Below are 11,483 nucleotides of genomic sequence, written 5' to 3'. Positions count from 1 at the left end.
TAGGGACTATATTTGTTCTCTTTTGGTCATACTTATACAGTGGAAATGGTTTTTCAATATTATGTATTTTACTCATCCTCCCACAAAGTTTATCGTGGATAGAGCGAGATAACGCCTTACCTAAAATTTTAAAATCCTGTTTCCAAATAGCCTCATGAAATCTGGTTACACACATATGACTACCTCTATTCGACTAAAAATCAAGTCAATATCATGTCACTATTTTGGACAAAACATTCAATACAATGATGTATATTTATTCAGTTGTTAATAAACCACTGAATCAGACAATGATGATATATTAAATAATGCCAATCAATTATGGTACTCACCTGACTTATTAAGAAATAAAACACAATGTTCGATAGATTACTTTTTGTCCTTTTTAATATCCAGCCGAAACCATTAGCGTATACAGTCACCATCGATATTCATGGTGACCGTTACACCATCCATAGCCAGAAACCCGTGACTATCACAGAAAAAGACAGCGGTTATATCCAAATAAAAGCACTGGGTAAAATGCATATTTTTTGTGGAAAAATGCTGCATATCAGCGTCAAGAAAAATACGACGCTTGTGACTATTGGTTGGTCGAAAGGGAAAAGCCAAATATTTGAAGTGAAAAAAAACTACCAAGACATTGCTTCCCACAGAACGTCATCCTCATCAAATACCCGTTATGTCCCCCCAGTTTATGAAAGTACCACTAGCGACAATTCCCATCGTGCTAGCAATCATTTTTGTTCAAATGATAATTCCAGTACTGATTGCTCATCATCCGATTCAGGGGGAAGTGATGGCGCTAGTGGCGATTAAGTAACAATACCTTTTAGATACTGCTTAAAAACTTATCTTTTATATCATGCTTATTGTCAAAATATCTAATATTTGAATCAAAGGATTTTTTTAATTTACTCAATAAATCATTTTTAATTTTTTTATCATTAATTGTTAATACTGACTGGAATACATTATTAGAATAGTGATTATCATCACCAAATAACGCCAATAAATTAAGTTGACTTAACTCCCCACTAGGGATATCTAATTCAATCCTTGTATTATTCAGCTTTGCTTTATCGAAATTATAATTAACATCTAATTTAATAGGTAGCTTAATATCTACATTATTAAGCGTTGCATTAGAAAAATCCGCTCTAATTAGTGGAGTTTGTTCACTTGATGCAATTCTCATGTCTGATAATGTAGAGTTAGAAAAGTCTGCGTTAATACTGCTAGGTTTGAAGGTTTTTTTATCCTCCCAATTAAAAATAATATTATTTATATCTGTTTTCTCCAATTGACAATCTGAAGAGTCATAATGTAATGCTATACTATCCGACATACTATGAGACTTAACTTCCATAGAGTTAATAATATTATTACCGCTTATTTTAGATTTAACAGGCCTTATATTAAGCACATCATTCAATATATTAATCTGTTTATTGATTTTTAACTTATCTTTTATCTCGACATCCAAAGCACATTTCTTATAAACATTTTTCACTTTTGAAATTACTGTCTTTAATAAAAGTTTCTTATTTGCATCACTGTTGTTTTTTTCATACTCCTTACTTATTTTAGTCGAGCTATTACTTAACGTTAAGAAAAAAGATTTAACATTCATATTTACACACCTCTAGGCTATTTGTTTTCAGAAATTGGCTAGAGTATCTCATGTTAATCATTTCTATAATTTAATAAAATGACACAGCTATTCTCCTTTTTATATTTATAAAAAAAGCGAGAACCAGAGTTCTCGCTTTTTTCTAATTGTTTAGCCTAAAACAAATTACGCTTTGTATTTGCTCATCACCAATGTGGCATTAGTACCACCAAAGCCGAAACTGTTTGACATCACTGTATCCAACACTTGTTCTGTTGGTTTCGTGACGATATTCAGGCCATGGGCTTTTTCATCTAAATTTTCGACATTGATGCTTGGTGCAATAAAGCCATGCTCTAGCATTAATAAACTGTAAATTGCTTCGTGAACACCTGCCGCCCCTAATGAGTGGCCACTCATCGCTTTTGTCGCAGAAATCGCAGGGGAATTACTACCAAAAACTTCTTGGATAGCTTCCAGCTCTTTGGTATCGCCGACTGGTGTCGATGTACCGTGTGTATTGATGTAATCAATTTTATCGACACCCTGCATCGCCATTTGCATACAACGTACCGCGCCTTCACCTGAAGGTGCTACCATGTCTGCACCATCAGATGTTGCACCATAACCGACAATTTCAGCATAGATATGTGCACCACGCGCTAAAGCGTGCTCGAGTTCTTCAACTACTACAATACCGCCGCCGCCGGCAATAACAAAACCATCGCGGTCTTGGTCGTAAGTTCTTGATGCTTTGTCTGGCGTTTCATTGAACTTAGTTGACAATGCGCCCATTGCATCGAATTCACAGGTCATTTCCCAGCTCAGCTCTTCACCACCACCAGCAAAAACTACATCTTGTTTGCCTAGTTGGATCAATTCAACTGCATGACCAATACAATGTGCAGATGTTGAGCACGCTGAACTAATTGAATAGTTAACACCTTTAATTTTAAATGGTGTGGCTAAGCAAGCTGAAATACCTGATGCCATTGCACGGGTCACCATATAAGGACCAACACCACGTAAACCTTTCGCACGCATACCATCAGAGCCAGCAACTTGGTTACGCGGAGAACCGCCGCCAGAACCGACCACAATACCCGTACGTAAATTTGAAACTTGTTCTTCTGCTAAACCCGAATCAGCAATTGCTTGTTCCATAGATAAATAAGCATACGCAGAGCAATCACTCATAAAACGAAAGATTTTACGGTCAATCAGGTCTTTCAGCTCTAAGTTTTTGACATTACCCCAGACATGGCTACGTAGCCCTGCCTCTTTGAATTCTTCTGAGAAAGTGATCCCGGAACGACCTTCCTTCAGAGAAGCCAGTACTTCTTCCTGGTTATTACCAAGGCTGGAAACAATACCTAGACCAGTGATGACTGCACGCTTCATTCGTTACCTCATGTCTATAATTATATGATTGCGGGATTACAGGTTGTCACTTTAGCTTACACTTGTACGCTGAACAAGTCCGATCAGGGTAAATATTTGTATTTTTTTTCTTTGTGACTGTAATAAGACTTTTTTATGAAGGTAGCCTTACACTCATAACAGCGTTAAAATTTACTGATTATTAGGTCATAGTAGGCTTTATCGTGAACAAACGTGCTGTACAAACTGCTCGCCTTAGCTGGAATGAAGAAGGCACACCGATGTCCGAACAATTTGAAGACATCTATTTTTCTAACCAAGATGGCTTAGAAGAGTCTCGTCATGTCTTTTTGCAAGGAAATCTTTTTCCTGAACGTTTCAATACTCACCCATTCAAAACCTGTGTTATTGCCGAAACAGGCTTTGGTACAGGGTTGAATTTTTTAGCATTATGGCAATCCTTTAACCAATTTAAAGCCGAGCATCCACACGCAAAACTGCAGCGTTTACACTTTATTAGCTTTGAAAAGTACCCCTTATCAAAGCCCGATTTAATCACAGCTCACCAATGCTGGCCTGAACTTAACGACCTATCACAATCACTGTGTGACAACTGGCCTCAAGCATTACCCGGAAACCACCGTCTGACCTTACAAAATGGCGATGTTGTACTGGACTTATGGTTTGGTGATGTTAATGAGCAAATATCTAAGCTAAAAAACAATCTAAACAATAAGATAGATGCATGGTTTTTAGATGGTTTTGCCCCCTCAAAAAACCCACAAATGTGGAGCGAACACTTGTTCGCTACAATGGCTAAACTAGCCCGTATTAATGGTACATTTGCGACCTTTACCGTCGCAGGTTTTGTCAAAAGAGGGTTACAGCAAGCAGGTTTTACTCTTCAAAAAGTCAAAGGCTTTGGTAAAAAACGTGAAATGCTAACTGGCATAATGATAGAAAAAGAAACTGAAAACTTAACACCTTGGTTTGCAAGAGAAAAAGCTAATAACCCAACAGACATTGCAATCATTGGTGGTGGCCTTGCAAGCCTCACCGCAGCTTACACCTTGCTAAAACGTGGCGCAAAAGTCACCTTATACTGTAAAGACTCGCAAGTCGCACAAAATGCTTCAGGCAACCGCCAAGGCGCAATTTACCCATTACTAACAGGTAATAATGACCCACTTGAGCGTTTTTTTATTAGTGCCTTTCCTTTTGCTTCACGCTTTTATCACCAATTGGCAAAACAGGGAGTTAAGTTTGACGGGCAATGGTGTGGAGTCAGCCAATTAGCTTATAACGATAAAGTTGCTAATAAAATAGCGGGCATGCTAGAAACCGACTGGCCCACCGATTTTGCTATTGGTAGAAACCGCCAGCAACTGAGTGACCTTTGTGGTATTGATGTCAACCATGGTGGAATTCACTATGCTACCGGTGGTTGGTTGTGCCCTGCTCAACTCTGTGAAAGCTTACAACAATATTTACACCAACAGGGTGTCACATTCCATTTTGAACACGATGTTAACGAACTTAAGCCTGATGGTGATAACTGGCAGTTGCTGATAAACACCCCCCAACAGACGTTAATATCTACTCATTCCACCGTTATTATTGCCAATGGGCACAAACTGCGCCAATTTTCGCAAACTGTTAATTTACCTATTTCCCCTGTTAGAGGGCAAGTTAGCCACATCCCAACCAATGAAACACTACAACAATTAAAAAATGTGTTGTGTTTTGAAGGTTATTTAACCCCTGCAGATGCTTCTGGGCAGCAACATTGTTTAGGTGCAAGTTACCAAAGGGAGCATCTGGATTTAAACTATAGCGAAGAAGAACAACAGGGGAACCGCCAAAAACTGATTGATAACCTGCCGGATGTTACTTGGCCTAACGATATTGATATTTCACACAAACATTCACGTCAAGGGGTACGTTGTGTTATCCGTGACCACTTCCCGCTATTAGGGAATGTGCCTGATTTTGAAAAACATATGGAAGTCTACCAAGATTTACCCTCTCAGATAGCCAAAAATCAGACTATTTGCCCTGCACCTATGCACCCAAATTTATTTATTTTCGGTGCCCTAGGCTCCCGAGGCTTATCAACTGCCCCACTTTGTGCTGAACTTCTCGCCGCACAAATTTTTGCTGAACCTCTACCTTTGGATGACGAAACCCTCGCAGAGCTTCATCCGAACCGTTTTTGGGTTAGAAAGTTATTATTAGGGCGTAAAGTAAAAACCCCTTATTGAAACCAATACCTTGCAGCCTGCCATTCATTAGCTAGCTGCAAGTTCATTTAATGAGATAACCATTGCACAGCGATCTTCCCGTGCAAACCCCATATCAACTTCACTCTGTAAAATCGCTTTCAACTCAATGGTTAGCTTGTCATTATCAATGATATCAAAACCTAAGCGTTGATAATAAGGGGCATTCCAAGGTACGTCACGAAAGGTTGTCAATGTCACAAACTGTAGCTGTAAAGACAATGTGGCTTCAAATACCCGTTTGATTAATTGCCGACCAATTCCCTGACCTTGCCAGTTTTGGCAAACAGATAACTCACAAATATGTAAACTATTTCTGTGCTTTTCTGCATTGATAAACCCCACTACTTCACCATCGTTATTGACAGCAACCCATTCAAGCTGCTGATGAATAAAAGCAAGGTGTTCTTGTTCCGTTTGCCCTTCCCCCTCAGCAACCCAACGGTATTTTTCATGGTTAGCGAATGTTTGCCCTGCGGATAATTCCACTGCGGGGAGATATTTGGCATCGTCTGGTACAGCTAAGCGGGTCATATACATATTATAAATGAGGAAAGTGATAGTATTAAAGTGTGAACCAAAAGCGGGTTCCCCCGCTTGTGATCATAAATCGATGGGTTATATTGCGTTATTCAGTAATTTTTTCCACATGTCCAAGACCAGCACTTGGTCCGGTGGTGTCAATTCACCCGCTTTGATTGCAGTGTGAATACTTTCTTCAACGCGTTGGAATAAAGCGTCAGAGCCAGTTTGGTTTTCTTCCTCCAGCTCTGCCACAGCAAGGGTTAAGTGACCACGCAAATAACCACCAGCGAACAATTCATCATCGTTAGCGTGTTCAACCATATCATCAATTTTTGTCAGTATGCGTGTTTCTAAATCCGCAAGCATGCTTAATCCTTACTGTAATGTATTTTCATTAGGCAAAAATATCTTCCGGATAAGGGAAGTCTTCTGCACAAATAGGTGGCGTATTGTAAAACGATTGTAACGCATTAATAAAGCATAATGGTCGTTCAGGGATACCATTTTCTAAATAAACCATCACTTGTGCATGCACTTTACGCATAAAGGCAATACGATCGGGCTCAAAATCCCCTTCCAAGTTATCGCAACTGACATTAAATGGAATACCAACCGCAACACAGAATAACCAATCTAAAGCTTGGGGTTTAATTTCAACCACTTCAAACTCACTCTGCGTTTTTTCATCTCGTCCATCTGGGCAATACCAGTAGCCATAATCGACTTGCTGGCGTCTGGCTTCCCCTGCGATGCACCAGTGTGAAATTTCATGTAACCCACTAGTAAAGAAACCATGCGCAAAAACAATACGATGATAAGGAACAGACTCATCCGCAGGTAAGTAAATGGGTTCATCATCCCCTTTTACCAATTTGGTGTTATAACTTTCACCAAAACATTTATCAAAAATATCAATTAGATCTTGATAGTTATATTTACTCATGAATAATTTAAATCATCTTAAAATAATGAGAGAAACCAAGCTTTTATCACATCGCCATGGCTATCATGGAGTAACTTAATACTCATTAATAACGAAATAACCACAATCATTGGCCTGATCAGTTTTTGTCCTTTGGTCAATACTAACCGTGCACCTAAGCGTGCACCCACCATTTGGCCAATAAGCATAACAAAGCCGAGTACCCAAAGAACATGACCTCCGATAATAAAGAAGACTAAAGACCCAAAGTTGGAAGCAAAGTTCAGTAACTTAGCATGAGCCGTTGCTTTAGCGAGGTTATAACCAAGTAATAACACGTAACCCAATGCTAAAAATGACCCCGTACCGGGCCCAAATGCACCATCATAAAAACCTAGCGTCATACCGATGGCAACACCAAAAAAAGGCATACTAATACGCTGTTGACGGTCTTGTACCCCAATCGATGGCGTTAATAAGAAGTATAAACCGACACAAATGACAAGAACCGGTAGCAGTTGCTTTAAAAACGCAGTATCAATCATTTGAATAACGATGGCGCCTAACATCGCACCAATCATCGTCATAATGAACGGAAATATTTGCTCTCGTAAATCTATCGCTTTACGTCTAACAAAATAAAGGGTTGAAGAGAATGACCCACCAACGGCTTGTAATTTGTTGGTTGCTAATGCTTCAACAGGAGTGATCCCGACAGATAACAGGGCTGGAATGGTTAACAAGCCCCCGCCCCCTGCTATTGAATCAATAAAACCAGCGAAAAGTGCAACAAAGAAGAGTAACGCATAAACTTCAGGCGCAACGGCGGTTAGCCAATCCATTTTACAATCCAAAGATGAGAAATATCATGATGTTGATATGTAGTATATCACAACCCAGATGAGGTATTTTAAGTAGGCTTCATCCAAACCTTTCTCACCCGTAAGCGACTAGACCGCCCCGCTCACGGGTTATAGCATCAACCTTTACTAATTAATCAAATGCTTGCATCGTAGGAGTAACATCAGCACATTGCCCACGATGACGTAAGTAGTGATCCATTAAAACAATGGCCATCATCGCTTCTGCAATAGGTACAGCACGGATACCGACACAAGGGTCATGACGCCCTTTGGTGATCATTTCAACTTCTTCACCAGAACGGTTCAACGTCTTACCTGATACCGTGATGCTCGATGTTGGTTTCATCGCAATATGGGCAACAATCGGTTGGCTACTGCTGATGCCGCCTAAAATACCGCCAGCATGATTAGAGGTAAAACCATTACGGGTAATTTCATCGCGATTTTCACTGCCTTTTAACGCAATAACACCAAAACCGTCACCAATTTCTACGCCTTTAACCGCATTAATACTCATGAGAGCATGGGCTAAATCTGCATCTAAACGGTCGAATACCGGTTCCCCCAACCCCGCAGGAACATGTTCAGCAACCACAGTCACTTTAGCGCCGATTGAATCCCCCTCTTTCTTTAAACCACGCAATAATTCATCAAGTGAATCTAACTGGTTTGGATCAGGGCAAAAGAACGGGTTTTCCTCAACGATGGACCAATCTTTAATTTCACATGCAATCGGGCCCATTTGTGTTAAACAACCACGAATTTGAACCCCTAGCTTTTCTTGTAGATACTTTTTAGCAATAGCCCCCGCAGCAACGCGCATTGCCGTTTCCCTTGCAGACGAGCGACCACCACCGCGGTAATCGCGTTGGCCATATTTTTGCTCATAGGTGTAATCCGCATGGCCGGGTCGAAAAACATCTTTAATTGCCCCATAATCTTGGGAACGTTGATCCGTATTTTCAATCAATAAACCAATACTTGTCCCCGTCGTTACCCCATTAAATACACCTGATAAAATTTTCACTTGGTCAGGTTCACGACGTGCCGTTGTATAACGAGATGTCCCAGGACGACGCCGGTCTAAATCTTTTTGTAAATCAGCTTCTGTTAGAGCTAAACCAGGGGGAACACCATCGATAATACAACCTAATGCCACCCCGTGTGACTCACCAAAGGTCGTTACGCGAAACAGTTGCCCAATTGAATTTCCTGCCATCGAAGTTTCCTATTCTAAGCCGCTCTTGTATTACCAAGACGTGTGTTGTTTGCTGTTAATCGTTATGTAATTGTTATTGATTACATGATTATGAGAAATCACGCAACCCTTGATTAATCAATATAAAGCGCAAAGTGCTCATGATGCTCAACAAGCTGTTCACGCGTTAACATAAACACCCCGTCACCACCGTATTCAAAGTCCAGCCAAATAAATGGAATATCAGGGTACTGTTCAATTAAATGCACCATACTGTTGCCAACCTCACACACTAATACCCCTTCTTTCGTTAAGAACCGTGGGGCATTAGCTAAAATACGGCGCACTAACTTTAGCCCATCACTGCCAGCTGCTAAGGCAAGTTCCGGCTCTACACGAAACTCTTCAGGTAGGTCATCCATATCTTCTGCATCCACATAAGGTGGATTAGTAACAATCAAATCATACTTAACTTCAGGCATATCGCGGAATAAATCGGAGCGAATAGGCACAACCTGATGCTCCAAACCATGGCTAGCGATATTTTGCTCAGTGACCGCGAGCACATCCGCCGAAATATCAACGGCATCAATTTCTGCTTCGGGGAATTCATATGCACAAGCAATTGCAATACAGCCACTACCCGTACATAAGTCTAATATCGCTTGAGGTTCATCAGTTAATAGGCCAACAAAATGGTTATTGATAAGCTCCCCAATAGGTGAACGAGGGATCAATACCCGCTCATCAACATAAAATTCGTGCCCACAGAACCACGAACGGTTAGTTAAATAGGCAACAGGAATGCGTTCATTAATACGGCGCAGAACACGCTCAATAATCCGATGGCGTTCTGTTGGTGTCAGGCGAGATGTCAGGAGTTCATCTGGTAGGTCTAGAGGCAAATAAAGTGTCGGTAACACTAATTGCAACGCCTCATCCCACGGATTATCTGTACCGTGACCATAATACACATTGGCAGCATTAAAACGACTCATCGTCCAACGTAAAATATCCTGAATGGTATGAAGTTCTGCAACAGCTTCATCAACGAAGATCTTTTCCAAGAAGGGTTTCTCCAGCCTGTTTTTTGAAAGGGAATATTTGAATAACTAAAGTTTGCCACGAAGTGAAAGACAAATCAGCAGATTAATGCAATAAAATCACCAACAACCTTTAGCTAGCACACCATTTTCGCTATAAATTAAAAATAAAAACGCCCTTTTTAATTAAAGGGCGTTAAGTAACCTAGTCTTTTAGATGAGAAAAGTGATATCTCTAGCCTTCATTTTGCACAAGCTTCTCAACGTCCTTAGCTGGTTTCTTTACCCAAACCGCATAAGCAATAGCCAAAAGTGCCAACCACACAACCCCTACATATAAGGCAATACGCGTGGATTCAAAATACCCGAGCACACCAAAAATAAAGACCATGAAAGCTATCGCCAAAATAGGCGCCACAGGCCACATAGGAACAGGGAATTTTAATTTACTCACTTCTTCTGGCGTCATTTTTTTACGCATCGCAAACTGAGCTAGTAAAATCATTAGCCACACCCAGATGGTTGCAAACGTTGCTATTGATGCAATGATAACAAAAACATCCTCAGGAATAACATAATTCAATACAACTCCGACCAATAATACCAGCACCATGACTAATACCGTCATCCAAGGCACACCGTTTTTTGTCAGTTTGGTAAAGGCTTTCGGTGCTTGTCCCTCATGTGCCATACCATACATCATGCGCCCTGCGCCGAAAATATCACTGTTGATCGCAGAAATCGCTGCGGTGATCACCACAACATTTAAGATATTGGCAGCAGATTGGATACCTAAACTGTCAAATATTTGTACAAATGGACTACCTTGCTGGCCAATTTGATTCCACGGATAAATACACATTAAAACGAAGAGCGTTAAAACATAGAATAACAAAATACGGATAGGAACAGCATTGATGGCGCGTGGAATAGTCACTTCAGGGTTTTTTGCTTCACTGGCGGTGATCCCAATCACTTCAATTCCACCGAATGCAAACATCACTACCGCAAAAGAGGCTATCACCCCTCCAACCCCATTAGGCATAAACCCATCATGGATAAATAAATTAGACACCCCAACCGCATGGTCAGCCGCTTGGCCAAAACCAAACATCATGATGGCAGCCCCACCCACTATCATCGCAATAATGGCGACCACTTTAATGATGGAAAGCCAAAACTCCATTTCACCAAACGTTTTCACGTGACACAAATTAATAGCACCAATAAAGAATATGATACTTAGCACCCATATCCATTGAGCGACATCAGGAAACCAGAGTTTCATATATACGCCAAATGCGGTGACATCAGCCAGACAAACAATAATCATTTCAAATATATATGTCCATCCAGCAAAAAAGCCAGCTCGAGCACCTAAATAATGGCTAGCATATTGTGAGAACGACCCCGCAAGCGGACGATGTACCGCCATCTCGCCCAATGCGCGCATGACCATAAACACCGCGGCGCCCCCTATTATATAAGCGAGCAGTACCGCCGGGCCTGCTGTTTCTATTGCTTTTGCTGAACCATAAAATAAACCTGTACCAATCGCTGAACCTAAAGCCATAAATCGGATGTGACGCGCAGAAAGCCCTCGCGCAAGTTGTGATGTGCTTTGCATGATTTATCCTTCGTATTATTTTATTAGTCGTGTA

General features: G+C 40.7%; 11 protein-coding genes. 2 read left to right on the top strand and 9 right to left on the bottom strand.

From position 1 onward, the window contains the following. Nucleotides 1-357 precede the first annotated feature (357 nt). Nucleotides 358-819 (top strand): hypothetical protein, encoded by a 462-nt coding sequence (locus M1F14_RS11470; protein WP_071548194.1) that lies wholly within the window; start codon nt 358-360, stop codon nt 817-819. A gap of 13 nt (nt 820-832) precedes the next feature. Here M1F14_RS11470 and M1F14_RS11465 read toward each other — a convergent pair whose 3' ends face one another. Together M1F14_RS11465 and fabB are read right to left on the bottom strand one after the other, a co-directional pair. After that, the gene (locus tag M1F14_RS11465) at nt 833-1,633 is read right to left on the bottom strand and encodes a hypothetical protein (protein WP_181468603.1); all 801 of its coding nucleotides are present in this window, start codon (nt 1,631-1,633) and stop codon (nt 833-835) included. Between the two features lie 165 nt (nt 1,634-1,798). Further along, complete coding sequence (gene fabB / locus M1F14_RS11460) at nt 1,799-3,013, bottom strand: beta-ketoacyl-ACP synthase I (protein ID WP_042844516.1); 1,215 nt, start codon at nt 3,011-3,013, stop codon at nt 1,799-1,801. Nucleotides 3,014-3,216: 203 nt separating this feature from the next. Here fabB and mnmC point away from each other — a divergent pair, with 203 nt between their 5' ends. Beyond that, nucleotides 3,217-5,253 carry a bifunctional tRNA (5-methylaminomethyl-2-thiouridine)(34)-methyltransferase MnmD/FAD-dependent 5-carboxymethylaminomethyl-2-thiouridine(34) oxidoreductase MnmC gene (gene mnmC, locus M1F14_RS11455; protein ID WP_181468604.1) on the top strand — a complete coding sequence of 679 codons (2,037 nt, stop codon included), beginning with the start codon at nt 3,217-3,219 and terminating at the stop codon, nt 5,251-5,253. A 27-nt stretch (nt 5,254-5,280) separates the two neighbouring features. Here mnmC and M1F14_RS11450 read toward each other — a convergent pair whose 3' ends face one another. The 7 genes from M1F14_RS11450 to M1F14_RS11420 form a co-directional block, all read right to left on the bottom strand. Further along, entirely contained in the window at nt 5,281-5,805 is a 525-nt protein-coding gene (locus M1F14_RS11450) for a GNAT family N-acetyltransferase (RefSeq protein ID WP_225832957.1), read from the bottom strand. Nucleotides 5,806-5,889: 84 nt separating this feature from the next. Next, the gene (locus tag M1F14_RS11445; RefSeq protein WP_042844523.1) at nt 5,890-6,162 is read right to left on the bottom strand and encodes a YfcL family protein; all 273 of its coding nucleotides are present in this window, start codon (nt 6,160-6,162) and stop codon (nt 5,890-5,892) included. Nucleotides 6,163-6,190: 28 nt separating this feature from the next. Continuing rightward, a complete protein-coding gene (locus tag M1F14_RS11440; protein WP_042844526.1) occupies nt 6,191-6,739 on the bottom strand; it encodes an elongation factor P hydroxylase in 549 nt (182 codons plus the stop codon). A 17-nt stretch (nt 6,740-6,756) separates the two neighbouring features. Beyond that, the gene (locus tag M1F14_RS11435) at nt 6,757-7,560 is read right to left on the bottom strand and encodes a TSUP family transporter (RefSeq protein WP_042844527.1); all 804 of its coding nucleotides are present in this window, start codon (nt 7,558-7,560) and stop codon (nt 6,757-6,759) included. A gap of 151 nt (nt 7,561-7,711) precedes the next feature. After that, a complete protein-coding gene (gene aroC / locus M1F14_RS11430; protein WP_042844529.1) occupies nt 7,712-8,800 on the bottom strand; it encodes a chorismate synthase in 1,089 nt (362 codons plus the stop codon). A 113-nt stretch (nt 8,801-8,913) separates the two neighbouring features. Beyond that, on the bottom strand, nt 8,914-9,846 hold the full coding sequence (prmB, locus tag M1F14_RS11425; RefSeq protein ID WP_042844532.1) for a 50S ribosomal protein L3 N(5)-glutamine methyltransferase: 933 nt from the start codon (nt 9,844-9,846) through the stop codon (nt 8,914-8,916). Between the two features lie 211 nt (nt 9,847-10,057). After that, nucleotides 10,058-11,449, bottom strand: a complete 1,392-nt coding sequence (locus M1F14_RS11420) for an amino acid permease (protein WP_042844533.1) — start codon at nt 11,447-11,449, stop codon at nt 10,058-10,060. Between the last annotated feature and the right edge of the window lie 34 nt (nt 11,450-11,483).

The sequence above is a fragment of the Providencia sp. PROV003 genome, from assembly GCF_045040775.1.
Taxonomy (GTDB): Bacteria; Pseudomonadota; Gammaproteobacteria; order Enterobacterales; family Enterobacteriaceae; genus Providencia; species Providencia huashanensis.
This window is presented reverse-complemented; position numbering and strand designations above follow the sequence as displayed.

What these genes read in the sequence shown, in the direction of transcription:
- M1F14_RS11470 (WP_071548194.1), top strand. Translation starts at nt 358, where the DNA reads ATGTTCGATAGATTACTTTTTGTCCTTTTTAATATCCAGCCGAAACCA.
- M1F14_RS11465 (WP_181468603.1), bottom strand. Translation starts at nt 1,633, where the DNA reads ATGAATGTTAAATCTTTTTTCTTAACGTTAAGTAATAGCTCGACTAAA.
- fabB (WP_042844516.1), bottom strand. Translation starts at nt 3,013, where the DNA reads ATGAAGCGTGCAGTCATCACTGGTCTAGGTATTGTTTCCAGCCTTGGT.
- M1F14_RS11450 (WP_225832957.1), bottom strand. Translation starts at nt 5,805, where the DNA reads ATGACCCGCTTAGCTGTACCAGACGATGCCAAATATCTCCCCGCAGTG.
- M1F14_RS11445 (WP_042844523.1), bottom strand. Translation starts at nt 6,162, where the DNA reads ATGCTTGCGGATTTAGAAACACGCATACTGACAAAAATTGATGATATG.
- M1F14_RS11440 (WP_042844526.1), bottom strand. Translation starts at nt 6,739, where the DNA reads ATGAGTAAATATAACTATCAAGATCTAATTGATATTTTTGATAAATGT.
- M1F14_RS11435 (WP_042844527.1), bottom strand. Translation starts at nt 7,560, where the DNA reads ATGGATTGGCTAACCGCCGTTGCGCCTGAAGTTTATGCGTTACTCTTC.
- aroC (WP_042844529.1), bottom strand. Translation starts at nt 8,800, where the DNA reads ATGGCAGGAAATTCAATTGGGCAACTGTTTCGCGTAACGACCTTTGGT.
- M1F14_RS11420 (WP_042844533.1), bottom strand. Translation starts at nt 11,449, where the DNA reads ATGCAAAGCACATCACAACTTGCGCGAGGGCTTTCTGCGCGTCACATC.